General features: G+C 58.9%; 18 protein-coding genes and 1 riboswitch. Of the genes, 12 read left to right on the top strand and 6 right to left on the bottom strand.

Annotated features, from left to right (window positions below; all coding sequences use genetic code 11):
* The first annotated feature begins 497 nt into the window (after positions 1-497).
* Both ACZ48V_RS09995 and ACZ48V_RS09990 read left to right on the top strand, forming a co-directional pair.
* Entirely contained in the window at positions 498-2,786 is a 2,289-nt protein-coding gene (locus ACZ48V_RS09995) for a glycosyltransferase family 4 protein (RefSeq protein ID WP_464538719.1), read from the top strand.
* Entirely contained in the window at positions 2,767-3,747 is a 981-nt protein-coding gene (locus ACZ48V_RS09990) for a glycoside hydrolase family 130 protein (RefSeq protein ID WP_464538718.1), read from the top strand. The genes ACZ48V_RS09995 and ACZ48V_RS09990 overlap by 20 nt, the downstream gene beginning before the upstream one ends.
* Before the next feature lie 450 nt (positions 3,748-4,197).
* On the opposite strand, the gene ACZ48V_RS09985 is transcribed toward ACZ48V_RS09990, so the two are convergent.
* The 4 genes from ACZ48V_RS09985 to ACZ48V_RS09970 all read right to left on the bottom strand — a co-directional run bounded on the left by ACZ48V_RS09985 (position 4,198) and on the right by ACZ48V_RS09970 (position 11,103).
* Positions 4,198-4,416 carry a hypothetical protein gene (locus ACZ48V_RS09985; RefSeq protein ID WP_464538716.1) on the bottom strand — a complete coding sequence of 73 codons (219 nt, stop codon included), beginning with the start codon at positions 4,414-4,416 and terminating at the stop codon, positions 4,198-4,200.
* A 1,163-nt stretch (positions 4,417-5,579) separates the two neighbouring features.
* Positions 5,580-6,116, bottom strand: a complete 537-nt coding sequence (locus ACZ48V_RS09980) for a hypothetical protein (protein ID WP_464538714.1) — start codon at positions 6,114-6,116, stop codon at positions 5,580-5,582.
* A 351-nt stretch (positions 6,117-6,467) separates the two neighbouring features.
* The gene (locus tag ACZ48V_RS09975) at positions 6,468-8,894 is read right to left on the bottom strand and encodes a prolyl oligopeptidase family serine peptidase (protein ID WP_464538712.1); all 2,427 of its coding nucleotides are present in this window, start codon (positions 8,892-8,894) and stop codon (positions 6,468-6,470) included.
* 247 nt (positions 8,895-9,141) lie between these two features.
* Positions 9,142-11,103, bottom strand: coding sequence for a CASTOR/POLLUX-related putative ion channel (locus ACZ48V_RS09970; protein WP_464538710.1), 1,962 nt, complete (start codon positions 11,101-11,103; stop codon positions 9,142-9,144).
* Positions 11,104-11,227: 124 nt separating this feature from the next.
* A riboswitch (TPP riboswitch) is annotated at positions 11,228-11,322 on the top strand.
* A 76-nt stretch (positions 11,323-11,398) separates the two neighbouring features.
* Here ACZ48V_RS09970 and ACZ48V_RS09965 point away from each other — a divergent pair.
* The gene (locus tag ACZ48V_RS09965) at positions 11,399-12,325 is read left to right on the top strand and encodes an ABC transporter substrate-binding protein (protein ID WP_464538708.1); all 927 of its coding nucleotides are present in this window, start codon (positions 11,399-11,401) and stop codon (positions 12,323-12,325) included.
* Between the two features lie 219 nt (positions 12,326-12,544).
* Entirely contained in the window at positions 12,545-13,861 is a 1,317-nt protein-coding gene (locus ACZ48V_RS09960; protein WP_464538704.1) for a hypothetical protein, read from the top strand.
* A 233-nt stretch (positions 13,862-14,094) separates the two neighbouring features.
* Here ACZ48V_RS09960 and ACZ48V_RS09955 read toward each other — a convergent pair whose 3' ends face one another.
* Positions 14,095-14,379, bottom strand: a complete 285-nt coding sequence (locus tag ACZ48V_RS09955; RefSeq protein ID WP_353563026.1) for a hypothetical protein — start codon at positions 14,377-14,379, stop codon at positions 14,095-14,097.
* A gap of 181 nt (positions 14,380-14,560) precedes the next feature.
* On the opposite strand from ACZ48V_RS09955, the gene ACZ48V_RS09950 reads away from it, so the two are divergent.
* Entirely contained in the window at positions 14,561-15,115 is a 555-nt protein-coding gene (locus ACZ48V_RS09950) for an RNA polymerase sigma factor (RefSeq protein ID WP_464538702.1), read from the top strand.
* 56 nt (positions 15,116-15,171) lie between these two features.
* On the opposite strand, the gene ACZ48V_RS09945 is transcribed toward ACZ48V_RS09950, so the two are convergent.
* Positions 15,172-15,585, bottom strand: a complete 414-nt coding sequence (locus tag ACZ48V_RS09945) for an OsmC family protein (protein ID WP_464538700.1) — start codon at positions 15,583-15,585, stop codon at positions 15,172-15,174.
* 539 nt (positions 15,586-16,124) lie between these two features.
* On the opposite strand from ACZ48V_RS09945, the gene ACZ48V_RS09940 reads away from it, so the two are divergent.
* From ACZ48V_RS09940 to ACZ48V_RS09910, 7 genes are all read left to right on the top strand, one after another.
* Positions 16,125-16,763 carry a LolA family protein gene (locus tag ACZ48V_RS09940; RefSeq protein ID WP_464538699.1) on the top strand — a complete coding sequence of 213 codons (639 nt, stop codon included), beginning with the start codon at positions 16,125-16,127 and terminating at the stop codon, positions 16,761-16,763.
* A 96-nt stretch (positions 16,764-16,859) separates the two neighbouring features.
* A complete protein-coding gene (locus ACZ48V_RS09935) occupies positions 16,860-17,963 on the top strand; it encodes a lysylphosphatidylglycerol synthase transmembrane domain-containing protein (RefSeq protein WP_464538697.1) in 1,104 nt (367 codons plus the stop codon).
* 308 nt (positions 17,964-18,271) lie between these two features.
* Positions 18,272-21,163 (top strand): SusC/RagA family TonB-linked outer membrane protein, encoded by a 2,892-nt coding sequence (locus ACZ48V_RS09930; RefSeq protein ID WP_464538695.1) that lies wholly within the window; start codon positions 18,272-18,274, stop codon positions 21,161-21,163.
* Between the two features lie 61 nt (positions 21,164-21,224).
* On the top strand, positions 21,225-22,718 hold the full coding sequence (locus ACZ48V_RS09925; RefSeq protein WP_464538693.1) for a hypothetical protein: 1,494 nt from the start codon (positions 21,225-21,227) through the stop codon (positions 22,716-22,718).
* Positions 22,719-22,895: 177 nt separating this feature from the next.
* On the top strand, positions 22,896-23,546 hold the full coding sequence (locus ACZ48V_RS09920) for a peptidoglycan DD-metalloendopeptidase family protein (RefSeq protein ID WP_464538691.1): 651 nt from the start codon (positions 22,896-22,898) through the stop codon (positions 23,544-23,546).
* Positions 23,547-23,750: 204 nt separating this feature from the next.
* On the top strand, positions 23,751-24,080 hold the full coding sequence (locus tag ACZ48V_RS09915) for a Smr/MutS family protein (RefSeq protein WP_464538689.1): 330 nt from the start codon (positions 23,751-23,753) through the stop codon (positions 24,078-24,080).
* A gap of 131 nt (positions 24,081-24,211) precedes the next feature.
* A complete protein-coding gene (locus ACZ48V_RS09910) occupies positions 24,212-26,029 on the top strand; it encodes a hypothetical protein (RefSeq protein WP_464538687.1) in 1,818 nt (605 codons plus the stop codon).
* Positions 26,030-26,040 lie beyond the last annotated feature (11 nt).

Genomic DNA, 26,040 nt, shown 5'->3' with positions numbered 1-26,040 from the left:
TCAAGAAAGCCCACTGTGGAAAGTCCACTGTTGAACGACGAATGGTCGCCACCGACCTTCCAGGCGAGCCGCGCGAACAGACTCAGCGGGATAGCCCCTTCTCTTCGACCGACTCGGCTGCCGGGATTACGCCCGCTTCGACTGGCGCCTGGACGGCGACAGCAATCCCTATCTTATGGAGGCCCCAACCCGAGGTGGTCCTGGGACAGCCATCTTGTGGAGGCAGCCGCGTTTGACGGAACGTCCTATCCAGAGGGTCTGGCCCAGATTCCAAACGCAGCGTATCGCCGCATCCATTCAGCCGTGCAGAGTAATTTCAGTTCTGGAACGGTGCCCCTACAGCCGCCGGCGGGATTTCAACGTGTGCCAGGTACTACCTCAGAGGTAAGAGAACGGGTTCGGACGAACACTTGCGTACCCGACTTTTCAAACCGTAATTTCCGTCTGTATTCGGCCTCCGACCGCAGGAGCGTGTCCCCCCAAACTTTCTCGACGCTATGAAACAAGCAGTATTTACATCGACGTATCCGCCCCGGAAATGCGGGATTGGGACGTTCACAAACCACCTGCGCGACGGCCTCCTCCAACAGGATGGGTGGGCGGCAGACGTGATCGCGATGGAGGGAGAAGCGCCTGTTGAGTCCTACCCCGGAGAGGTAATGAGCACCATTCGGCGCAATGACCTTTCCGACTACATGACTGCCGCCGAGCGAGTTAATGCAAGCGGCGCGGCTCTCGTCAGCGTGCAGCATGAGTTCGGTATTTTTGGGGGACCGGAAGGACTCTACTTGATCGAGTTTCTCGCCCGGCTTACCATTCCAGTCGTGACGACCCTTCACACGGTGCTTCCGGAGCCGTCGCTGCCGTACCACCGGGCGCTTTGCGCCGTGGCCTACCAGTCGGATCATCTCGTGGTCATTACGGAGGCTGCCCGTCGGCTTCTTGATGATGTGTACGGGATCGACCCCGCAACCGTCATGGTCATTCCCCACGGCGTGCCCGACATGCCGTTCGAACCGTCGACGTCGCACAAAAAGGCGCTCGGGTTCTCCGGACGAACCGTTCTACTCACGTTCGGTCTCCTCAATCCTGGGAAGGGCATTGAGTTCATGCTGAACGCGTTGCCGACCATCGTCCGCGATCACCCGGAGGTCCTCTACGTGGTACTCGGGGCCACACACCCGGAGGTGCGACGCCAATATGGAGAAGTCTATCGGGAGGGGCTCAAGAAGCAAGTGGAGGCTCTCGGTCTGACTGACCACGTCCAATTTGTAAACCGGTTCGTGAGCCAGGCGGAGCTCCTGCAGCACCTGCGTGCCTGCGACGTATACGTTACGCCGTATCCGGGCCGCGATCAGGTGTCGAGTGGAACGCTGGCCTACGCCCTCAGTGCGGGGACGGCCATCGTGTCCACGCCGTACCTCTACGCCGAGGAGATGCTGGCCGGCGCCGCCGGCCGGCTGGTGCCCTACGGCGATACCGAGACGCTAACGTCGACCCTACGGGACCTCGTCGCCGACGAGGAGGAGCGGGCGCTCTTGAGCCGGCGGGCCTACGAGGTCGGACAGTCGATGACGTGGCCGAAGGTGGGCCGCCGCTACGCCGACCTGTTCGACGTGGTCATGGTGAAGGGACGTTCGGTCGAGACACGTCCGCAACGCCCGACCCTGCCAACGATTTCGCTTGGCCACTTGAGGGATCTGACCGATGATACCGGTCTCTTTCAGCACGCCCCCTTTGGGGTGCCCGACCGGCATCACGGCTACTGCACCGACGACGTGGGCCGGGCGCTTGTGGTGTTGCTTCGGCATTACCACGAGACAGACGACCCTTCCGTGCTTCCGCTTGTACGGACGTACCTGAGCTTCCTCCAGCATGCGCAACACGACGACGGGTCGTTCCGCAACTTCATGACCTACAATCGCCAGTTTGTAGACGAGACCCCGGGCGAGGACACAATCGGCCGCGCGCTATGGGGGCTGGGCGCAGCGACTGCATGGGCCCCAACGCCCGCTCTGCGCCAGATCGCTCGTCAGATGACGGAGCGTGCACGCTCCGTGGATCTTCGCTATCCCCACGCCCTTGCTTATGGAATCTGCGGACTCGCCCTCTACCTCCGGAGCCACGGCGGGGCCTCGCAAACACGCAGTCGTCTCACAGAGTGGGCCGAGCAGCTCGCTGGGCACTACCGCGCGGCCCGAGGTCCCGGATGGCCCTGGTTCCACGACGCACTTACCTATGGCAACGCCCTTCTGCCGCTCGCAATGCTGGAGGCTCACCTTGCCACCGGCCGCCCCGAGTTCCTGGAAATTGGCAAAGAAACGCTCGACTTCGTTCTGGAGGTGACCTTCTGCAAGGATGGATACTTCGACTTTGTGGGCAGCGCAGGCTGGTATCCGCGCGATGGGTCCCCGGCCCGTTTCGCGCAGCAGTCCATCGAAGCGGGCTACACCGCAGAGGCTTGCGCTGTGGCCTTTGATGTGACAGGGGCAAAACGATACCGCGAATTCATGCGGGCCGCCGTTGACTGGTTCAGCGGTCGCAACCGGCTGGGCACCGCGCTCTACGATCCGACGACGGGTGCCTGCAGCGACGGACTGGAGCTCTACGGAGCCAGCTTTAACCAGGGGGCCGAGTCGGTCATCGCGTGTCTTCTCGGCCTCCAGGCCGCGGGGGCCCCACGCCAAACTGACCGGTCTCCCACCATTCCTTCCCGAGCGCGGGACACGCGCTATTACACTCCACTCCGATCTACACAAACCGACCATGGTCCAATACGAACCTGAATTTCGCCTCCAGCAGGGAGTGACTGAGCTTTTTCACCGCTCGGAGCACAATCCCATCCTTACGGCGGGCCATTGGCCCTATCCGTGTAACAGCGTCTTCAACCCGGCCGCCGTCCCGTTGGATACCGGTGAGACGCTCCTCCTTGTGCGGGTGGAGGATCTACGGGGCTTCTCGCACCTGACGGCGGCCCGCAGCGCCGATGGCGTGACCGACTGGCATATCGACGAGGCGCCAACCCTTCTCCCGGATCCGGTGAACCGCCCCGAAGAGCTCTGGGGCCTGGAGGATCCGCGAGCGGTGTGGGTTGAGGAGCTCGGCACCTACGTCGTTACATACACGGCTTTCTCCGAAGACGGGCCTCTTGTGGCCATGGCCCAAACTACCGACTTCGTCGAGTTCCACTGCCAGGGGCCGGTCATGCCGCCAGAAGACAAGAACGCAGCCCTCTTCCCGCGTCGCATCGACGGACGGTGGCTGCTTCTACACCGCCCAGCCTCGGCCTACGCGTCGAACCGGCCTCACATCTGGGCCAGCCGGTCGAATGACCTTGAGTACTGGAGCGATCCACGGCCCTTGTTGGGCGCGCGGGACGGGGGGTGGTGGGACCATGCTCGTATCGGCATTGCTGCCCCTCCGCTGGAGACGCCCGAGGGATGGCTGCTCTTCTACCACGGAGTGCGCGATACCGTTGCGGGCAGCATCTATCGGGTCGGACTCACGCTGCTGGACTTGGACGACCCGTTCCGAGTCATCCGGCGGAGCGGCTCTTGGCTCTTGAGTCCTACTGCGCCCTATGAGCGAGATGGAGACGTGCCCAACGTGGTCTTCCCCTGTGGTGCAATTCACGATGTGGAGGCCGACCGGCTGCGCCTCTACTACGGGGCCGCCGATACGTCCGTGGCGTTGGCAACGTGCTCGATGTCCGATCTCCTGCTCTGGCTGAAAGAGCACGAGGCGTAACCTGTCCCCCAGACGAGTTGGAGTTGAACCGTCCGGTCGCGCACGACGGGGGTGCGATCTGAGCACCTTGGGCCCCCTCAATCAATAACGTCCGTTCTGTGCTCGCGGTTGAGGCGGCCCACGACGTCCACCAGACGCTCGTTTCCTCCTGCCCTCAGACCCGCTGGGTCCAGAGATCTCAAGTGTGCAAAACAAATCGCGAGCCCCAGGAGACGGAAGGTAGGATCCGTCCTCTGGGGCTCGCGCGCACACACTTGATGTAAGGTCAACACGACCTTAGAGAGGGTCTACAGAGTTCATATGATTGCGATACAGAGTTTTCTGGTGCGAATTGGGGTGGCGCTCCGATAGATATCATGGACGGGCATCCTGAGAAGAACCGGTACAAGGCACCCGAAATGGGCGACGTCGCAGCGCACGGAAATCCTCGTGGATAGTCGCTTACACCATTCAGCCGTTCTTTCTTCGCATTCCCACCACCGTAAGCACCCCGCCCAAGACGACGAGAATGCCCGACGTGACCGGTGTGATCGGTAGCGAGCGCTCTTCCTCCCGCTCGACCTGTAATGGGCCCACGTCAATGATTTGCTCAGAGGTGGTATACGAAACGCCCGTGAGCAGAAAGCCCGCGATTCCGGCAATGATGAGAATTACACCCAGGATGCGCATAGGGATCACTCGTTGGGAAAAAGACAATTACGGGATCACCGGAGGCTCGAATGACGGGCGCAGCGGCGATTTGCGTGCCGCAGTGGATTTGCGGCAGGCTTGATGAAGGCAGAATTACAGGTTTCCAGTGAGGAACATAATCAAGAGAATCACCAGAACGAGTCCGACGAGACCGCCGCCTCCGGCCAGTGCATTATTTCCACGGCTGCTCCTTCAACTACGGCCAGAATCAAAATGACGACGGGGACCAACACGATAGGACGCATGACAGGAGTGTTTCTTGAATGTGTCTGTGAAGCCGCGTGTGTGTACACGTGGCGATTGATCATTATGTCGACATCCCCCCAGCAGGAACGCGCCTGAAAAGACCCCGCCCTCGCTATGAACCGGCTGTGGACGAGTCCGGCCCTCGGCAGCAACGATCCTGCGCGGAGGCGATCCTTGTGGAGTGCCATCTTGGGACTGGAGATACATTCTGCCCGAAGTCCCCTGGTATTTCACTTACAGAGAAATGCTCGCTCTCCGGCTTTAGGTCGGAGGGTAGCAATACGTGTGCATTGCTGCGATCAATACGTCTCTGACGTCCACGGTCGGTCACGTACCGGTGGGTTTGGGTGGGGGGAAGGAAGCCGCTAAAACCTGTAGCCAGCCTCCTTCGTGAGCGCATCCAGTTCTTTCGTCTCATGGGTCTTCCAACAAGGGGGCTCCGGTCGGCTATGGAGCGTTCTACTCCGGACATTGACCCCACATTGACCCCGCTGTGTGTGCTTTTACAATGTGGCCAACACCGCAGTCAGCCCTCCCCCATTTATGGACCGTCCGGCAGTGGGGTATCGGACCGACATGCGGTAGGGCAGAGCGACCGATCAAGATTTGACGCGGGTATTTCTTCCTGGAATGTCGATCGATATTCCCGTTCCCAGGTCCGTGACGGCTTCTCGCGATCTTGGAAGAACTTGGTCGGGTTTTGGTTTGAAGGCGAGCGCCGGTGGTACGAAACGAGAATCACAATGGTGGTTCGTAGTAGCACCAGGAGTATGACTTATGGCCCCAGTCCAGCGGAGCTGCTTGGACCCGATACCAGCAGTCGAGATGCTTCAACCGTCTTGCTGGAAGCGGCTTCCGCTTAGCGCTCGCTTGCGCGTTTACTTTTCAGACGCGGCCTAAAACGCATATCCGAAGCTGATTCCGCCGCTGGGGGCAGCTATCAGGCGATCTGCGTATCCCACAAACGGGGTAAACCCAATACGAAAGAGGAAGCCGTGCTCGCGGGGCTGATGCCGGTATCCAATCGTAAACGAAGCCAAGACCGTGTCCGACCAACCGGAATAGGTGCCATCCAACAGCAAGGTGGCTCCCGCTCCGAGTTCAAGCGCGCCCTCGGTGTCGGATACAAAGGTCAACTGCATGGGCACCAGATGCGTTCGATCATCGTCGCCAAATGTGAAAGAAGAGCCCAACGTAGCATAGCCTCCGCGAAGGTGCCAGCGCCCAGCCAGGTGGCGGTCGTAGTTTATGCTGTAGAGCAGCCCGGCGCCGAGCAGTTCAACATGCACGGTGTTACGAGTACGCTCTGATGATGCCGGGTCGTCTGTTGCGTCTGGCGCTGTAGCCGTCTGTTGGGCATAGCCTGGGGCAGACAGTGCGACGAGCCCAAGCAGCCCGATGACAGCAAGAAATGCTGTGAGTGAGTTTGACATGGCGAGACGTTAATCTGTGGGCACTGGTTAAACACCAAATGATAAGGGGATTGAAGATCGCAGTTTTGTCTTGTTCGAACCCCCTCTCCCTACAGGTTTCTCCCCCTTAGCCAAGGGGGAGATGTCGAAGACAGAGGGGGTTTGAGCGAGTTGCGATGATGTAACCCACATGTCAATCACTTAACATCTTACCGCTACCAATCTGTGCAAGATGCACCGGGATTGATTGGTCCATTGCAGTGTAGTCATCTCGATGCTGCACGGCAACATCGCAGGGTAATGTAGGGTGCTCAGCCTGCTTGGGGAATGCGCAGTCGCCTACGCATCCCCAAACACACGCTGCTATGCCCCTTACCACGCCTGCTCAGTACGCTCCGGGCCCACGCTGCGCTCAATGTAGTAGAGGATGCGGCGGTACTCATCCGTCCAGCTGCTGGGTTCGGTAAAGCCGTGCGGCTCGACCGGGTAGGTGGCTAGCTCCCAGTCGGTCTTACCCAGCTCGATGAGACGCTGGCTGAGGCGAAAGATGTCCTGCGGCTGCACGTTGGCATCGACCTGGCCGTGCGCCATGAGCAGCGGGTCCTCTAGCCCTTCGGCAAAGTAGATCGGCGAAGAGCGCTCAAACGCGACGGGGTCGACCACCGGCGTGTTCAGTATATTCGAGGTGTACGGGTGGTTGTAGTGCGCCCAGTCGGTTACGGAGCGCAGGGCGGCGCCGCCGCCAAACGCATCGGCTTCGTTGAAGAGCGCCATCAGCGTGATGAATCCGCCATAGGAGCCGCCGTAGATGAACTGCCGCTCGGGGTTGATGCCGCGCGTGTCTTCGAGATGGGCTGAGGCATCCACGTAGTCCTGTAGGTCGCGTCCACCCATGTGGCGGTAGATGGCGGTGCGCCAGTCGCGCCCGTAGCCCGCGGAGCCGCGATAATCCAGGTTCACCACGGTGTAGCCCTGCTGCATCAGCAGGTTGTGAAACATGAACTCGCGGAAGTAATTGCTCCAGCCGTTGTGCACGTTCTGCAGGTAACCCGCGCCATGCACAAAGTGCACCGCCGCGCCGTTGGGATCGTCCGGCTCAAAGATCTGCATGGGCACGTCGGTGCCATCGCCAGCCTCAAAGGTAGTGAGTTCACCCGTGCTCCAGTCGATGGACTGCCATTCATTGGTAGGCGAGGTGGTGATGCGGCGCTCGCCGCTGTCGTCGCGGATGTACACTTCGGGCGGCTGTGTGATGTACTCGTAGAGCAGGCCCAGCGTCGTGTCGTCGGGATGCGGAGCGGCGGCGTACTGCCCGTCTTGTCCGCTGGTAATGCGCGTGCGCTCGCCTCCATCGACAGGCATACGGTACCAGTGGCGGTTGTGAGGCGAGTCTTCGGTGCTGGCGAAGAGCCAGATGGATCCGTCTTGCGTGAGCTGTGGATCAAACACCTCGAAGTCGCCTTCGGTGAGCGCCGTTTTCTCGCCGGATTCGACGTTGATCGTGTAGAGGTGGCTGTAGCCGGTTTCTTCGCTCTGAAAATAGAGCGTTTCGCCGTCGGGCATCCAGCCGAGCGTGCTGGCACCGCCGTACCACGAGATGCCCGGCCCTGCGATCCATGCGTTGTCGTGCTGGCGATCGAGCGAAGTCACCGATCCGTCTTCGGGATTCAGACGCGCCAGCCAGCGGTCTTTGTTATCGGCGGCGCGGACGTCGAGCACGGCCAGCGAGCCATCCTCGTTCCAGTATGGACCGAACGCGCGCAGCGTACGCGTAGAGTCGACGCCGTCGATGGTGTCGGGGTCGGCGATGTTGGGCATGGGCCACTCGTCGGCGCCGGGCAGCGTACTGAGATCGACGGTGTAGGTGGTGTCGCGTTCCGCATCCGCCAGGTGCAGGGTGTACCCGCTGGGGGCGCGGCCCACTTTGGCGCGGGCGTTAATGACCTCAGCAAAGCCTGTTTCGGTCACGTAGTCGATGATCTGGGTGTTCTCGACGTTCTCTGCATCGGAGGTACCCACGGCGGTGAAGCGCTCGGACGGATCCATTGAAACGTGCACCACGCTCTCCTCGCCTACGTAGAGCGTAGGTGGGTCAGGGTCAGCGGCCTCATCTTCTGCGCGGGCGGTTTCGGCACGCTCTTCGTGCTCTTGACGCTCGCGGAGCGTCTCGAACAGCTCGGTCTGCTGCTCTTTCAGGTACTGCTCCTGTGAAGAGGGCGCCTCTTCAGTTGGTTCGGTTGCTGCTCGCACATCGGTAAGCTGCTGCATGGCGCCATGCTCAAGATGAATGGCGAACAGGTTGAGTCCATCCCGAAAAACGACGCGCGACCCGTCGGGTGAAAAGCGCGGCTGCGAGAGCGAACTGGAGGTGCGGGTAAGGCGCGTTGTGGTGTCGTCATCCCGTCTATAGAGATAGACATCGCCATTATGGAGAAACACCTTGCGGGTGAAGTCGGACGTGTAGGTATGGGTGCCGTGTTGCCATCCCGAGAAGAACGGGGTTGGGGCGCGGCGCTCCTCCGCATCCACCTTGACCGGTTCGCTGCCATCAACAGGCACCGCGTAGAGCGAGTCGCTGGGGAATTCGCCCTGCGGGTTCCAGTCGAAATAGAGCGCCGATCCGTTTTCGTGCCAGCGCGCATTGCTGGGCCAGCTCCCGATCCACGTGTCAGGGTCTTGCATGATCTGTTGCACGGAGAGGCCATGATCTTCATCAGGCGTCTGCGCGTGGAGCGGCTGGGAGGCAGCAGCGAACAGTGCCGAGAGGAGTACTACGATAGCGGGTAGCAGAAGGCGCATAAGAGGCATGCGTTGTTCAAGGGGATACAAGCGGAGCTGGCGCGGAGTTGGTAATGTAACAAGCAGATGGCAGGAATGCAGCGGAATTGCTGCATTGGTTTTCGGCATCCATGACATGGTTGTACGGATTGACGCGTTGCCAGGGGCTGTACCTTGCGTTTTCTTTGCACGTACCACCTTGCGAAAAGCCAAAAGATGGCCGGTATACAGACACGCCGGCAGAAAATGGCCTACTGAGCAGGATATGTCAGAGCTGTGAGTACGTCATAATCACGATGAGTTCGGTGTTGGGAGTAAGCGTCCAGGATGTGTCGTTCGCGGGGTTCAAGTGCACGGTGCTGGTACCGGACCGGTGGTCACGGATCCCGATAAGCGTGGCGCCGCATTCGGTGACGGTATGCTGCAAGGCGCGGGTTGAGTGCGTGGCACCGCGCTCGATGCCGTATCGGTGCGGCGCATGGAAGTAGATCTCAGCGCCACTGGGTCCAAACAGCTCGCCGAACACGATGCCTAATTCCCGTTGCAGGGCTACGTGAGCGAGCATGCGACTCATGATGGCAGGCGTTACAATAACCTCGCCGGTCCGACCCTCAAGCAGGCGGGCGTTGCTCGCATCCACAAGTTCAATGATCAGGTCAGGGGTGGAGGAGGACTCGGCAAGGTGTTTTTGGAGAAGCATGTAGCCAAGCAAGGTGCGGGCGTCGGTCTCTTCGCTGGATTGAAAGCGGTCGCTTCCCAGAAAAAGAATGGTGTCGAACGTGGTAGGATGAACCGATTCGAGCATGGCTTCGCGGGTGTAGTCGGCCTCTACGTGGGTTATACGCAGTCGATCTGTTTCAGGCAGTGAGGCCAGGTGGGCGTTGCGTTGACGGGCAGATACGGTAGACACGATTGTGATATCGAACTGCTCGCGCGTGTAGCTCCTGTACTCATGAAAGAGGGGCTCGGCGCGTTGGCTCCATCCCAGACATAGAATGCGCTGCGTCTTGCCTGTGCGGTCTGAGGGTGTGGTGGGAGCAGAGGGGGACAGCGAAGGGAGGGGAGATGCCTCATGAGAGGAAGGAGCCGTCGGTGTGGTGAACTCGTGCGCTGTCGCGATGAGTACCAGGCGGTCGCCCGGCTCAAATGTGAACTCGGGGGGAGGGTTCAGGTGAGCGTGTTTGGAAGGGAAGGTGCCTCGTACAGCGCCCAAGAGCGTTGCCTGAGGAAACCACGCGGCCGCCTCCTGGAACGAGAGTCCGTCGACGGCTGCATGGGTTTGTAGGTAGATCTCGTTTCCATACTCACGCGAAAGCAGTTCGCTATAAACGGCAGATAGGCCGGGGTGGCGCGTCGTCTGAGCGACGAGCCGGGCGATGGTACGGCCGCTCTCGACGACTTCCAGGTTCGTGCCGCTGATAGCTTGCGCAACGGGGATGGTATCTGGGCGCACCAGTTCGGTCACGATCATTGGCGAGGGAGAGTCGCTGCGTGCTGTCATGCGGGCCAGCGTCATAAGCGTCTTTACGGTGCGCGTATCTGCGTGGGCGGTGTCGGTCGACTGGCGGTCGGCCCCTGGCAGAATAACGGTGGCGGCGTTTAGGGCATCCACCCGGGCGAGATGATCAGCTGTTAGCGGGGTGCCGGAACGCAAGATAATATCGTTCACATCCCACTCGGTCCCAATGTGTTCAGCAAGTTCAAGCCGCCGGTGAGCGGTAACCTCCTCAGCCAGAATGACAAGCTGAAAGTTCCGCAGCCCCCGCCGCTTCAGAAAGCGGTGCATGCGCCCACGTGCAACGACCAACTCGCGAACCACATCGAGCGTGCTGCCCGTCCAGCCCAAGATAACGACATGGCCGCGCATTACAATGGGCGTGAGCCCGCGTTCGAGCGTCGTCATCTTATTTGTAAGCCACTGGGTCATGATCGCGACGAGTGAGCCAAGGAAAAGCACGTAGCCCGCAACCGTAACCGCTGTTGAGATAACGCGCAGCAAGAGGCCTTCGTCGTCGCCCAGATAGCCAGGATCGGAAAGCCGTAGAAACGCCCACCAGATGGCTTCGCCAGGGCCCGAGAAGGCGTCTGTCGCAATCCATACCGCGCATCCGGCCGTAATGGAAATTCCGACGACGAGAAGCGCTGCTATTGCAAGCTGATGAAGCCACCCGCGCTGAAGCCAGCGCTCGATACGAAACGTAAGGGACGAAATAAGGCGCTTCGGGGTCATACACGGCGATGCATCAAGAAAGGGCAAACAGCTACAGTCGTATTGTGAACATACGATATCTTAGCCTCACATGCATGTGTGCGCGTCTCGCAATTTTAACTTCTGGTAGTGCTGTTTGTATACTGAAATAAGCTGGGGGTGCCCACAGTAAGGGCTGAAAAGATACCCTTTGAACCTGAACCGGATGGCACCGGCGTAGGGAAGCACCGTCGTTTGCGATGCAGAAGCGCTGCATCGCGGCCTGGGCACTGCTGGCTGATGCGTTATTGTCATCTCATTCAGACCAGCACACGCTATGAATACGTTTCGTTTAGGACTCGAATGGTTCTTAAATCCCGATCACGCTCCGCTCCTCATTGCGCAAGAGCATGGGTGGTTTGCGGAGGCGAACCTCGATCTTGAGATCGTTGAGCCCGACGCCCACATGGACGCCGTTGAAGCTATTGAAGACGGCAAGCTCGACGTAGCTATCACTGAGCCACTTCATCTTGTCGAAGATCGTGCGGAGGGGGCGCCCGTTGTGGGATTCGCCCGCTTTCTGCATACCAATGGTGGTGTCATGTATCTGAAAGGGCAGAGCATTGAGCGTCCGCGAGACATGGTGGGGGCTCGTATTCAGTATCCGGGTGCTCCAGGCCCTGGCGGTCCTGCAATCGTACAGACAATGATTGAGCACGATGGGGGTACCGTCGACCCGGATGGGTTTACTCCTGTCAACAACAGCTTCTACCATACCGACGCGCTGGCCGACGACAAGGCAGATGTAGCCACGCTTGTATTCTACAACTTCGAACTGGTCGAGGCAGAGCACCGCGGTCTTGACGCTGGCTTTTTTGCACTCAAGGACTGGGGTATCCCCGACTTCTGCCAGCTTATCATGATCACCACCCCACAGCATCTGCAGGCGCGTCGTGATGCGTTTGCACGGTTTGTACGCGTGCTGCGCCGAGGCATCGATTTCTTGCACCAGCAGCCCGAGTCTGCAGCTGATATCTACCGCCACCGTGCCGACGTGGAGCCTGGCGATACACTTACGCCCAAAACCTTCGCGGCTACGCTTCCGTGCTTCACATATGACTTCGGAATGACAACCGACTACTACGCAGCACTTGAGAGCTGGATGTTCGAACGTGGCTTGATTACCAAGCGTCCGGGTGCAAACGCCTACTGGACGAACGACCTGGCGCTACCTGTAGCATCTTCCGAAGCGGTCGAACGGTGATCATCAGGCACAAATGCCTGCTTCGGAGATTGATCGTGCAAGGCGCGCGCATGCGAGGCGCGCATGTGGGGCACCGTACATGTGGCGTCGTACATACCGCACCGCGTTTCCCGTGGCAGAAGTGCGATGTAACGAAAGCAGCGCTGAGTGCGTCTTTATACGTGAATGCGACAGACGCACGTGTCCGCCTGTATCTTACACTGTTTCGTGTCAACCTCTATGTCTACCCCCTCACGCCTAACTGGCGCAGCGTTCCTTCTTGCTGGTCTGCTCAGCATGCCCCTGTCGGCTGCTGGTCAGGGGGCTCCTGAAGCATCTATGGCCGAAGAAGCTGGAGCAGGAACGATGGATCTCTTCGCCTGGCCCGATCGCGAGCAGGTAGCAGAATGGCAGGAGGAACTCGAGGCCCGCTGGCTGCCGCAGTTTGACCGGATCCGTGTCGACTATGAATACGCATTGCGCGATACCGTCGTCGACTGGCAGTTTGAGCTTGCATGGTCGCCCGGCGACTGGGTACATGCGGGAGAAGAGGGCATTCGTCCGCTCAGTGACGTCGCAGGCCCCGGCCGACTGGAGCAGATCTACTTGATTGCAGAGGCGGTGGTCGACGGCTCGCCTCGCGCTACCACGCTCTTTGCATTCGAAGAGATGGATGTGGGGCCGCGTCCCGAAACCGTCTCGCTGAATTGGAGCAACGTGCCGCTGCAGGAGCTCTTTGACGGGCTGGATGCGGAAGAGGCTCGTGCGCTGCTGGCTGAACAGCCTGCCTTCGAGATTGTGGATGTAGAGCGCGTACAGGTGTGGCCGCCCGAGGTGCCGCGCACTGCTGAACGAAGCGACCGGAGAGAACAAGAGACGCGGCAAGAGCGGCAGCCCCGTGCAGACCCTGCGCCACCGCGCACCCGCCGTACCTCGTCTGTCTTCGTAATCCGCACCGGCTACGTCTTCGGAGGTGCGCGCACCCGCACCGTGGCACGTCCACCCACGGCCACGCCGGTGCCGGAGGACGACCGCACCACGCGAGGCGGGCGCGGCGATGTGCAGGCCGGGGCGGACGAGGAGCCGCGTAGCGACCGCCGGCGCAGCCGCTCCGACGACGATGACGACGACGCGCCCAGTCTGGGGCCGGCGGCGATGGGTGCTGCAGCCGTTGTCGGACTCGGAGCCTTCGTGGGCGGAAGTATCGGCGTATCGGGCTCGTCGAACACGCCAATCGGACTCACGAGTGGGTGGACGGGTACGAGCAGAGGCGTATGGCTGCAGGCAGAAATTAGCGGAGCTGTGCTCACCGGCGAAGGAACGGAGCGCCTCGGCGTGCAACTGCGCGGATTCACCGACGTAGGGGCCGGAGCGCTTCAGCCAGCACTGGGGCTTGGATTGCTCTTCGAGCAGGAGCGTGGCGAAATCGCTTCGCGGCCGATCGTATCACCCGGGCTGGTGTGGAATCAGCATCAGGTGGCATTAATGGTCGGATTTGATGTTGTGAACAGTGCACCGCAGATAGGCATCGTGTATAACTTCCGAGCAGGCGATTGAACAGTGTCGATTTGAGCGTAAGAAAGAGGGCCGCTCAATTCTAAGGGGTAGACGTGCTGAGAGAACTGGCGGAGCGAAGGAAGGGCTCGCTCCAGGAAATCCCTTTTCCTGGATAGCGATCACTTCGGATGGACCCACGACAAAAAAAGCACGCCGGCTTGCAACAGGCAAACCAGCGTGCTTATCATGCAGCAGCACAGGAGAAGAGCCTGTGCCTGAAACAAGGGGAAGCGCTACGGCTTCTCGGTGGCTACAAAGTCAGCCCGCTCACCCGTAGGTGTGCTAATCACATTTGTGACGTCAACGGTGAACGATTTTTCGCGCTCGCGGCTACGGTCATAGAGGATACCAGTAAAGGTGGCGTCGCTATCGCCTTCGGCCAGGGTCTCGATGTCTTCCGCGTTCTCTGCGAAGAACACCCCTTTGTAAGCTTTGCCGTACACGGTCTTTTCGGAGTACGCAAACCCCTCCCCGTCCATATCGTCCAGTTGGGCGTCGTGCAAGTCGTACAGGCTCATGGGTGTGTGGTCGGTTGAATGACGAAATACAAATGCGATCAACAGCATCAGGGGCGTAACCACACGCCCCAATACCCCGGTCAATTCATGCGGAATGAATATGTCGGGGTTCACACTAAGGATGCCATGTTGTAGTGTACCATGTTCACCCACTCATCGTTTCCTACTACTATCTGTGTCTATGTCTGACCCCGCCGACTTTGCGCCTGAGCGGGTGCGCGCTGCCCAAGCGGGTGACGAACAGGCCCGCGACGCGCTGCTTACGGCGCTGGAGCCCATCTTGCGCGGCTACTTCATCAAACGCATCGGCCGAGGGCCCGACGTCGACGATCTGGTGCAGAACACGCTGCTTCGCGTGCACAACGGAATTGACGATCTGCGCAAGCCTGGAAGCTTCAAGTCGTTTGCAATGAAGGGTGCGCTGTATGAGCTGCAGGACTTCTACCGGGGGCGCTACGACATGAAAGAGAACCTGTTCGACCCCGAGAAGCCGCTTCAGCGCACCACACAGGCTAACGATAGTCTGCCGGGGGTAGACGTAGAGCGGGCGCTGGAGGCACTCTCCCCGAAAGCTCGTCGCATCATCGAGCTGCGGGAATATGGCTATCGGTACCGTGAAATCGCACAGATGATCGACACGACTGAAGCGGCCATTAAGATGCAGGTAAAGCGTGCGTTTGAGAAGATGCGTGATGCCCTGGCCAGCATCCTCGCATTTCTGATGGTGGCTGGATAACCGTTGGTACGCTCTTGATGGGCGCTGCGCTATCGTTTTCGTGCTGCGCTTCCGGCTTACTCTGACGTACGGTTGTAAACCGTGAGATCGACGGTGACGCTTGGGTGTAGACTTTCCTGCACCGGGCACCCGTACGCAGCTCGCTGCAGCCGCTTAAACGTATCATCATCGTATGAGCGAGGCAGATATACCTCTACCTGAAGACGATCAATACGACGCGGATTGCTTGTCATCTTTTTGGCGATGTCGACATGCATCCCGCTAAGGTCAACCTCCAGACGGTCGGCTGCAATGCCCATCATCGTGGCTACACACGTGCCGAGTCCGGTAGCAACAAGATCGGTAGGTGAAAATGCCGCCCCGCGTCCATGGTTGTCGACCGGGGCATCTGTGGTGATCGTATCGCCCGACGGGCCGTGGATGGCGGAGCATCGGAGCCTGCCTTCATAGGTGGCGGTAATGCGAACCATGGTCATCTGCGTGATCAATTTAGGGGAAGAGCAGTCTACGTCTCGGTGTGGGGCGCTGCGTTTCGTCTGCGCAGCTGCGAACCACTGCTGAAACTACGTAGGAGCGGGCAACCCCGTACGCATCCGCCAATATACCAAAGGACACCCCAATCGCCAAACGCGTGGGCTGTACGGGATAGACCCGGCACATAGACCGGGCACGGATAGCATGCGAGGCCCTCCAATACGAGTTGCGGCGGGCCCTGCGTTAAGACCCCCCTACGTTTAGACAATCCCCGACAGGCAGCATATAAAACACGTTTATACCTTGTCATCGTGAGGAGGAAGCCGCGAGGAGGAAGCCTGCGGACCGACGTGGCGATCGCATGCGCCAGTTAGACCCGGTTTATCTTGCTTATAAGACCCAAGACTAAGAGCCCAAGACGGCGTCGTCGCTGGCGCTCCTCGCAGTGACAGACTCGAAGATTCTTTTGTGGACCTTCTTAGTAACGCGTCCGAAGGGATACGTGCATTCTGTGTATTACAAGCTTTCCACGCTCATGAGATTATCTGTTTTCTTTGTAATTGCTGGGCTCTGGTGCAGCGTACCGGTGGTCCACGCACAGACAGCCGACGAAGACTGGCTGACTCGGGTGCAGAATCGTTACGCAGCCTTAAGCGGACTGCAAGCGCAGTACCAGCAGTCGGTCGATTCGCCTATCGACGGTGGGAGCATGGAGCGTGGCGGCATGTTGTATGCAACGCCAAACGCGTTTCGGGTCGAGGGAAGCGGTCAAACGGTCGTGTCCAATCAAGCAACGACGTGGGTCTACAACCGAGTGCGCGGACAGGTCATCATATCAGAACCTGGAGAGCAAGACCCAGATCTGGCAACGCCCACCACCCTGTTTTCGCGCTTCAGCGACGCATTTCGGCTGGAAGCGAGCGAAGAAGTCAGCGACGGTCGCATTCGCCTGACGCTGCAGGCTGAAGATCCACAGGCCGAGTATGAGACGCTCATTCTGTGGGTGCGCTCCAACGATACGACGATCACAGCGCTGGAACTCACCGACTTTAGCGGGACGCACATCCGCATTGAGCTAAGCGAGATCGTGCTCAACCCTGAGATGTCCGAAGAGCTGTTCACGTTCGATCCGCCCGAGTACGCTGAGATTGTTGACCTGCGCGAAGATCGGTAGCGCATAGTTGGCAGCGACTCGTTTTGCCTGATCCGTTCTACAGGATCCGTTCTATGGGATCCGTTCTGTTTGCTCCTTCTGCATCTACTGTTACCTATGACTACGCAACGCCTGCGCACGTGGCTTTTCAACGGGGGGAGCATGGTACTGGCGGCGGCGCTGCTCTATCTGGCGTTTCGCGGAATTCAATGGGAGGCGTTGGTTGACGCGTTTCGCCACGCGAACTACTGGTGGCTAGTACCGCTGACGGCGCTGGTGCTGGGGAGCAACGTGCTGCGTGTGATTCGCTGGCAGCTGCTTCTTCGCATGCTACCCGACCGTGCCCACCGCTCTGGGGAGGCGGAACCCAAGCAGATTGGGTTCATGACTGCGTTTGCGTCTACCATGATCGGGTATATGGCCAACTATGTTGCTCCTCGTGCCGGTGAGTTTGCGCGCACGGGGCACCTGGCGCTTAAGGAGCACCTGCGGTTTAGCAGTGTGTTTGGTACCGTCGTGGTAGAGCGGATGCTCGACACCGCCGTGCTGGCTGTAGCGCTCATCACCGGGCTCTGGTACGTACGAGGGCGGATCGGCGAATTTCTCGACGCGGCGCCGGTTCAGCTTCCCCCGTGGATGGGAGATCTTGCGTTCTGGGGGGCGCTCGCCGCCGTTTTCGCTGCGCTACTTGCCATGATAGGATCCTGGCTGTTTCCCGATGCTACCCGGCGAATACGCGCCTGGTACCGATTGGTCGTTCGGCCGGTGCTGCATCATTTCTGGGATGGCATCGACACCCTGCGCAGAACGAAACACCCGTGGGCACTGGTCGCCACAACCCTGGGGATGTGGGGAGGATATCTGCTGATGGCATACATCCCGTTTCGGATGCTGCATATCGCCGCGCCCTACGGCATCGGACTTGCGGACGCGTGGGCGCTCATGGCTATCGGAGCACTCGGTCTCCTCGTCCCCGCACCGGGTGGACTCGGATCCTTCCACTATATTACAATTCTTGCATTGGGCGTGCTCTACGGGATGCCTGAGGCGCCCGCCGCTTCATATGCTGTTCTTACCCATGCTGCACAGCTGGTCTTCTACACTGGAGCAGGGGTGCTCTGCATCTTAGCTTACGGCACCGGCCTCCGCGAGCTGAAAGAAGCCTCCTCACGTGCTGCAGAGGCTGCTGATACCACAGGGACAGTACGAGCAGAGTCGTAAACATAGACTCTGGCTCAGACGCATGTAGGCTGTGAGTGCGTAATAATGCACCGGTCTAACATGCGCAAATATGGTCACAGTGTGTTATTGGTGTGCTACCAATAAGTAGTATGGTCGCACAGGTCGATTCTATTTTGTCGGTGCATAACGTCTAAATTGTGAAAGTCTGACTAACTAATAATATGTAAGCGCTTCCTTTGCTTAGAAGACGCATGAAGCGGTTGCATATTTTGAGCGAAGTATGCAGATTTACGTTGTGTTAACAGCACAAACAAAACTAACCGTATGATTTACACAGACGTCGCTCTATGAAATTACATTGGTATATCGGCCTTTTTATTCTCTTGCTGGGGCTCACCCCGGCTGTCTCTCACGCCCAGGACGAAACCGGGACCATCGTTGGGCAAGTCGTTTCGAATGATGGCGACCCCATGCCCGGGGTGAATGTAGTGATCGCATCCCTGAACCGGGGGGCGGCTACGGATGCAGAAGGCCGATACCGATTGGAGAACGTCGCTACAGGCACGCACGAGATCCGAGCGCAGTTTGTGGGCTTTCGCGCACAAACCGCTTCGGTGACAGTCGAGGCCGGCGAAGAAGTCGTACAAGACTTCACGCTGCGCGAAGACCTGATGCAGATGGATGAACTCGTTATCACAGGGCAAGGGCAGAGCGTCGAACGGCGTAAGCTGTCGGCTGATGTGGGCGTGATCTCGGCCTCCGAAATTGAGGAAGCTCCCGTGGCCTCCGTCGATCAGCTGCTGCAAGGGCGTGTGCCCGGCTCCTCGGTGCGCATGCAGTCCGCTCAGCCGGGCCAGGGCGCGCTCATCAACTTCCGGGGCATCACCAGTGCCTTCGCAAGCCAGACACCGGTCATTTACGTGGATGGCGTGCGCGTAGACAACAATTCGGGCACGAGTTTTAGTTTTGGGGGCGAGTCAACCTCCGCGCTCTCCGATCTGCTCACCAACGACATTGAACGCATCGAGATCACAAAGGGCGGGGCGGCAAGTACGCTTTACGGATCCGACGCAGCCAACGGCGTTATCCAGATTTTTACGCGCCGTGGTCAGGAAGGGAGTCCAACAGTTCGGTTTCGAGTTGAGCAGGGACTTGACGTGCCCACAACGAAGTTTTTCCGTGATACCGGGTTTTCCTTTGCCGGCAACGTAGAGGATCCCGATGATCCGGACTTCGGGCGCTCAAATTTCATCCGGGATGAGATTCTCAGCACGGCGCACATGCAGAACTACTATGTGGGAGTGTCAGGTGGAAGCGCCGACATGACCTACAATGTAAGTGGGCGGGTACAGCAGAGTGGTGGCGTGCAGCCTAACAACGCCAGTACGCTCTACGCGCTGCGCGGTAACGTGCAGACCGAGCTTGCAGAAGACCTAAACGTGGGTTTTACAGGAGCATATACGCGGTCAAATTTCTCACGCCTCAATAACGGAACAGCAATTGCCGACCCACTCACCGCCTTTGAAGTAGGCGATGCCAAGTTCTTTTCGGGGCAGGGGACTTTCGACGAGGCCCTGAACCTGTTCTTGCTTCCCCGCATCAAAGAAGGTGTCGACCGCTTTACGCTTTCCGTAAATGCGCAGTACGCCCCCTCCGACTTGTTTAGCTCGCGCTTCACGGCAGGCATTGACAGTCGCACGAACGAACAGCGGCTCCGCAATCCCTCAGAAGCGGATCCGCTGACCGGATTCGACAGTGGGTCGCTGACCCGGTTTAACCGTGACTTTAAGTCGGTAACGCTCGAATATGTTGGAACGCTCAGCTATCCACGGGAAGGACGCATCACGTCTGACTTTACCTTTGGAGTGCAAGGGTTCCGCGACGAAACAAGCATCATCTTCGCCGATGCTGAAACCTTTGCGCTTCCAGGTACGGAAGACTTCGGCGAAGCCGGTTCTATCATTGCCGATGAGCAGCGGAGTGAAGTCTTCAACGGTGGGTTTTTCTTTCGTGAGCAGATCGGCATTGATGACCGCGTCTTTATCAACGCGGGGCTCCGCTTCGATGGAAACAGCGCGTTTGGTGAGGCTGTCGGCTTAGAGGCCTATCCGAGCTTGGGCGTAGCCTATACCATCTCCGATGAGCCGTTCTGGCAGCGGCTTGGATACGGCAATATCACGAACGAGCTTAAGCTACGGCTTGCATATGGCGAAACGGGCAAGTTTCCGACGCCTTTTGCACGCGACGTAACGTTCCAGGCTGCTTCATTTCGTGGGGAAGCGGCGCCACGCTTCGACAATCCCGGCAACACGGACCTGGGCCCTGAGCGGACTTCAACCCTCGAAGGAGGCATTGAAGCATCGTTCTTCGACGATCTGTTCTCTTTTAACTTTACCGTCTACAATGCTGTAACGTCCGATGCGATCTTCTCCATTCCCGAACAGCCTGTCACTGGACGAGGCTTGCAGCTGCGTAACATCGGGGAAATCCAGAACCGAGGAATTGAGCTTGATATGGATGTTCGCGTCTTGAATACGCGCAACGCGACATGGTCGCTGGGTGCTTCCTATGGATACGTGAAGAACGAGGTCACCGATATGGGTGGTGCTGCTGACTTTAGCCTTACCGAAACGGTCAGCGCCCAGCAGCGCGTCAGCGAGGGGCAGTCGGTTGGTGCGTGGCGAGCCGCTACGCCGTTCGACAGCAATGGTGACGGCTTGCTCGACGCGTCCGAGTTTCGGTTTACGGGCTCCACACCGTATCCCAACCATACCGGAGCCTTCACCACACGGCTCACGCTCTTCCAAGACCTGAGCATCTTCGCCCTGGCGGACTGGGCCACCGGAGCCGAGGTATTCGACTGGGGTAGCCACTGGTCGGCCTTCAACGGACTGGTCCGTGCTGACCGCCCAACACGCTTCGATCAGGACGGCAATGAGGTTGGTCTCTTCAGCACGGCAGAAGCGGGTACATCGCTGCTGCAGAGTGGTAACTATCTGAAGATTCGCGAGGTATCGATGAGCTACCGGCTGCCCGACCAATTGACGGGGGCGCTAAACATTGAGCGGGCTTCACTTTCGCTTTCGGGTCGAAACCTGTTTACGTTCTCCGAACAAGACCTGGTTGATCCTGAGCTGGCTGGCATAACCAGTGGAGGGGGGTTGCAGCTGGGAGGCACGCAGAGCATTACGCTCTCGCCGCCGCGCCAAGTGCGCCTGAGCCTGGAGGTTACGCTGTAGCGCTCCAAGCGACACCCACGTACCCTAATCTGCTGCTGTCTACCCTCAACCCGCCCATTTTATGTTTAGTACACACACGTTCCTTAAATCAACACTCGCGACCCTTGCGGTTCTCACGCTGCTCATAGCCGGATGTGACTTCCTGGACCCGACCGATGTTGAGAATCCGCGTACGACCGACGACGACCTGGCTGCTGCCGAGCAGCCGGTTTCGGCACTCCTTCCCGGCATACGCGCACAGTTCACCCGTGCTCTCGGAAGCACCGTCGTGACGTCAGCCGTTGCGACCGATGACTACTCCATCAATGGCACCGGGCTCGGCGGAAATGACATGGACTTCCCCAGTCTCATCAACCCAAACACCGCCGTCATTAACTCGACAGGAGCGGCATTCGGAAGCTACTGGAATCTGCAGGAGCTGAATGCTATTGCAAGTTTCGTGATCGATGACATCGCCCCAGGAGATGAGAGTGCGACCAACACGCTCCTTGCTGAGGCGCACTACTACCGCGGTATGGGCCGCCTCATGCAGGCAGAAAACTTCTCCGCGATTCCCACTGAGGTAGACGGCGAGCCGGTGCCTGCTTCTGCACTGTATACGCTGGCCCTTGATGATCTGCAGGCGAGTCTCGACCTGGACCCTTCGGGAGCCCTTGCTCTTCCTGCCGAGGCTGCTTTGGCGCGCCTCTACCGGGGGCAGGGGGACGCAGGCGCTGCAGCCTCCTTCGCGCAATCGGTTCTCGATCAGGATCCCAATTTCCTGTTTTCACAGGATTACGATGCCGACAACCTTGTGAACCCGGCGCACCTGTTTATCATAACCCGGGCGCTGAAAGAACTGCAGCCCCTGCCGCGTCTTGACTTCCTGGATCCGAAGTACACGTCGCGCTCTGCGCCTATTGCCGTTGCAAAAGCGGAGGAAATGCACCTTATTCTTGCTGAAGCTGCTCTCGACGCCGGTGATACCGGCTCAGCGCAGGAGCACCTGCAGGATGCTCGCACGATTGCCCTCGAACGAGCAACAGCGGAAATAGAGGATGATGATCAGCGCCTCGACAATGACCTTAATCCGCGTCCGCGTTCCGCTGAGATTGCAATTGCGTTTGAGCCCGGCGGTGATCTCGTAGAGGGACTCGTCCTCACCCGTCCGGGCGTTGTGGAAACGCCTACGGTGTCTAGCACGTCAGTCACCGAAGATCAGATCGACGGTGCGGCCACCGCTACCGAGCTCGCGCGTTTGCTTTACCTGATGCGCCAAGAAGTGTTATTTCTGGAAGGGCGTCGCCTGCACGACCTGGGTATGCGTCTCCCGATCATGCTACGCGAAATCGAGCAAAATCCCAGCATCAATCCTGGCGATCTGGGCACAGAGACGGTCATCCCGGCCTACATCCCGCCAAGCAATGAGTTGGATCTCTACACGCCGGTCGATATCTACGACAGTAACGATCTGGATGCAGCGCTCGAAGAAACGGAAATTGCGATGCTCCATGACATGAACCGCATTCTCGCGGAGGATCGCGGACTGGTGATCAGCAATCCACAACTGCCGTAGTCGCAGTAGATCGTTCTGTTGGTCGCATCGTGAAAGCCTGCTCCAACAAAAGGCAGAATTCCGAACGAAGAGCGCCCCTCTCTGATAAGAAGGGGGCGCTTTTTTATGCAGCGATTCGTTGTGAGGCAGCATGGCGCGCGCATCCACAGAGCCCGAGCGCGGTACCTTCTTCACGTAGTGATTGCACGAACAGGCAACGGAGACGAAGACCGTACCATGATCGACTTCAAAGCGTATAACTTTCATCCGGCTATTTTATTTCCGGATGGGGAGGTGCCCCCGGTGGTAGACCTAACGGCAAACTACGATCGTGACCGGCTTCGCGCGCTCACGTGGGCGATCGGGCGCTACAACGAGGTGCGCACGCAAGCCATGTACAGCGCGCCCCAGTACGACAGCGAGCGACGTGTTCACATGGGGCTTGACATATGGGCCCCTGCTGGTACGCCGGTTTATGCTTGCTATGATGGTGTTGTGGCCGCGTGTACGTACCACGATGAGCCAGGCAACTATGGGGGAACGATTATCACGCGTCACAAGCCAGGCGATACGCCGTTCTGGGTGCTATACGGACACCTGAGTGCTGAAAGCGCGGAGCGCCATGAAAAGGGAGCGCCGATCTGCGCTGGAAATGCACTTGGAGCGCTCGGTGAGGTGCACGAAAACGGCGGTTGGGTGCCGCATCTCCACTTCCAACTGGCTCTGCATCCGCCAACCGGATCCGACTACCCGGGGGTAGTACGCCTGGAAGACCGGGCTGCTGCGCGCCAGCGCTACCCCGACCCGCGTCATATTCTGGGCCCGCTGTATCGTAAAAAAGAGTGGTGAAAGAGCACGCGGCGGTCAGGTAGCGTGCAACATGTATTGCGACACGATGTGATTGATGCCAGGGCATCGTAAATTTGTAACAACAGCCCCGCATCATGGACCAGCGTAAAACCTTCGTTCGATCTACACGTTTACAAGAATGTATAGGTATAATTGCTTACTCTTTAACACCCTCGCGCGACGCACAACCAAGATAGATGGCGCATGGTCCGACTTGATGACGACGGAACTACTGTAACGCTCGATCTGCACGGGTTAACCGTAGACGAGGCATTATCAGTGACGCAGCAGACCCTGAACCTGGCTGAAGACCGAGGCCGGACCACCCTTAGAATCATTCACGGGCATTCAACCTCAGGCGGTATCGCGCCACGCACAATCAAGACAGCCTTACATGATGCACTTGATACTGGCTTCTTGCGCCCCTACCGAGAAGCGTGCCACCGGCAGCAGGGGGTCTTGCTGATATCACTCGGAATCACAGCCGGTGCTCAAGACCAGCCAATCCGAGCCACAGAGGTGTGGCCGCCCTGACTGCGGACCGCTTTTTGTTTGGGTTGTACTGTGATCAGCGTTTGAATTGGTGCGCCATACCTGTACGGTACCTGTCCGAGTCGCTCAATGCTGCTCCAGCCTCTGAATCCTGCTTAATGGAAGTACCTACTATGTTTTCACGTTTTTGGACATTCGGAGTTGCCGTGCTCAGACGCCGGTCGCAGGGGCCTACACCTATACAGATGATCGGGGGCTTCGTAGTTGTTTTACTGGTAACAGCCGTGCTGGCAGGTCCGCTCAAAGGCCTTGCGCAGCAGATGATTGCCCAGATGCCCATTGCGAGCAGTCCCGCAGCGGCTGACACAACGCAGGCTATGCATCCGGCAGCGTTTACAGTGGGCAACCACCCCAGTCATCCCGACACGCAGTATCCGGCGTATCTCATGCCAAGCGTCTTTGCGGGAGAGAAGCAGAATGCCCTGAATCAGTTCCACCAGATTCTCGACATCTACTCCAAGCGCCAGGGCGTCGATGACAACTTTACCATCCGCGTCTTCGACAGCCGCACATACGACGTCTTGGGTGTGTACAGTGTAAACCACCTGCGGAACCAGTGGCAGTCTGGAACTGCCATGGATTGGCTGGAGGTCGACCGTGAGCGTCGCCAGCTCTCGCGCCGCATGGTCGACAAGCACGTGCGCGAGGGGTATCCGCGTGAGCACATCGCTGTACGTTGGGGGCGGGCGAACCAGATCCAGGAAGCATATGAGCGCGACCTTCCGTTTGCGGAGTACGAGATCCGGTTAGCGCAGTACCTGGGGATGAGCCTGCTTCCGACCATGCTTGGCGTAGTCGAAACCTTTAACCAGGATGATCTGGTCTCTTCGGCAGGTGCACGCAGCCGGTACCAGATGATGCCTTCGGTGCTGCGCCAGTTTGACGTAAGCACATACACCCTTCCAACCGATGGCGGACAGCGTGTGCGGGTACGCGAAGAACTACACCCACTCATTACAATGGAGCCTGCGTTCACGCTGATGCGAGGCTATATCAACGCGGTAGGGCACGAGCTGCCAGGACTGTCCGCGTATCATACTGGACCGAGCAATATCTTTCATGTATACCGTTCCTACCTGATGGAGCAGGGCAGTAGCCTCGACAGCTCCCCCAGTGTCGTAGATGCTTTTGTGTGGGGACTTACTGACGGTTTCGATACGGTCAGTGAAAGCTCCACGTTCAAGACACGCTCGCGTGGCTACATTCCAGCCGTCATGGGCGCGATGCGCGCGTACAACCCCAACATCATTGATCCTTCGTACACGCAGCGAGCGGTACGCGTACAACTGGCTCCTCGCGAACGCACGACCCTGCGCGACCTGCTGGGTGACCTGGCCGACGAGCGGCTCGACTGGGGGCCGGATACATACGCCTCGTCGATGTACGAGCGGTTTCGACACCTGAACCCGCACATGCAGCTCCCCGCATCTGCAGATGGAAGTGTACCCGATCGAGGCAATATCGTCCTCACCGACCGGACCGGCAGTACACCGATCCGTTTCTTCCTGCCACTGGGAGCGCCCGATCTGCTTGCAGCCAGCGGGCGCGTGGCGCTCAATGACGAAGCGACGTTCGTATTCGATGAGTCAACGTACACGCATCCTGTCAACGGCACACGCACCGAAGCCGACCGCGCGTACGACCGGCTGGTAGAGCGCATCGGTGCGTTCGGGTTCACTTCTGAAAACAGGAGACAGCTCAATCGGCTGTATGAGCGTTTCAAGGAGCTGGAACGCGAAAATCCCACGCACTACCGTCAGATGCAGCTGTCCATCATTGAGACGCACCGGCGCGTCTGGCTCTCGCGTCCGTGGCGTGAAATGGCCCGCGCTGCCGAAGCCGTTACGCGCCTCTCGCGTGTGAATCCGCAAGCGCCGCACGAGTTTGACGTTGAGCCTGCAATCCCCTCGGCGCTGCGAGGTGCGCAATAGAATTGCGCTAT

Source organism: Longimonas haloalkaliphila, from assembly GCF_055379825.1.
Note: the sequence above shows the minus strand (reverse complement) of the source record. Positions and strands in the feature narration are given on the sequence as shown.

Excerpts from the sequence above, each read along its gene's own strand:
- ACZ48V_RS09995 (WP_464538719.1), top strand. The coding sequence starts at position 498 with ATGAAACAAGCAGTATTTACATCGACGTATCCGCCCCGGAAATGCGGG.
- ACZ48V_RS09990 (WP_464538718.1), top strand. The coding sequence starts at position 2,767 with ATGGTCCAATACGAACCTGAATTTCGCCTCCAGCAGGGAGTGACTGAG.
- ACZ48V_RS09985 (WP_464538716.1), bottom strand. The coding sequence starts at position 4,416 with ATGCGCATCCTGGGTGTAATTCTCATCATTGCCGGAATCGCGGGCTTT.
- ACZ48V_RS09980 (WP_464538714.1), bottom strand. The coding sequence starts at position 6,116 with ATGTCAAACTCACTCACAGCATTTCTTGCTGTCATCGGGCTGCTTGGG.
- ACZ48V_RS09975 (WP_464538712.1), bottom strand. The coding sequence starts at position 8,894 with ATGCGCCTTCTGCTACCCGCTATCGTAGTACTCCTCTCGGCACTGTTC.
- ACZ48V_RS09970 (WP_464538710.1), bottom strand. The coding sequence starts at position 11,103 with ATGACCCCGAAGCGCCTTATTTCGTCCCTTACGTTTCGTATCGAGCGC.
- ACZ48V_RS09965 (WP_464538708.1), top strand. The coding sequence starts at position 11,399 with ATGAATACGTTTCGTTTAGGACTCGAATGGTTCTTAAATCCCGATCAC.
- ACZ48V_RS09960 (WP_464538704.1), top strand. The coding sequence starts at position 12,545 with ATGTCTACCCCCTCACGCCTAACTGGCGCAGCGTTCCTTCTTGCTGGT.
- ACZ48V_RS09955 (WP_353563026.1), bottom strand. The coding sequence starts at position 14,379 with ATGAGCCTGTACGACTTGCACGACGCCCAACTGGACGATATGGACGGG.
- ACZ48V_RS09950 (WP_464538702.1), top strand. The coding sequence starts at position 14,561 with ATGTCTGACCCCGCCGACTTTGCGCCTGAGCGGGTGCGCGCTGCCCAA.
- ACZ48V_RS09945 (WP_464538700.1), bottom strand. The coding sequence starts at position 15,585 with ATGGTTCGCATTACCGCCACCTATGAAGGCAGGCTCCGATGCTCCGCC.
- ACZ48V_RS09940 (WP_464538699.1), top strand. The coding sequence starts at position 16,125 with ATGAGATTATCTGTTTTCTTTGTAATTGCTGGGCTCTGGTGCAGCGTA.
- ACZ48V_RS09935 (WP_464538697.1), top strand. The coding sequence starts at position 16,860 with ATGACTACGCAACGCCTGCGCACGTGGCTTTTCAACGGGGGGAGCATG.
- ACZ48V_RS09930 (WP_464538695.1), top strand. The coding sequence starts at position 18,272 with ATGAAATTACATTGGTATATCGGCCTTTTTATTCTCTTGCTGGGGCTC.
- ACZ48V_RS09925 (WP_464538693.1), top strand. The coding sequence starts at position 21,225 with ATGTTTAGTACACACACGTTCCTTAAATCAACACTCGCGACCCTTGCG.
- ACZ48V_RS09915 (WP_464538689.1), top strand. The coding sequence starts at position 23,751 with ATGGTCCGACTTGATGACGACGGAACTACTGTAACGCTCGATCTGCAC.
- ACZ48V_RS09910 (WP_464538687.1), top strand. The coding sequence starts at position 24,212 with ATGTTTTCACGTTTTTGGACATTCGGAGTTGCCGTGCTCAGACGCCGG.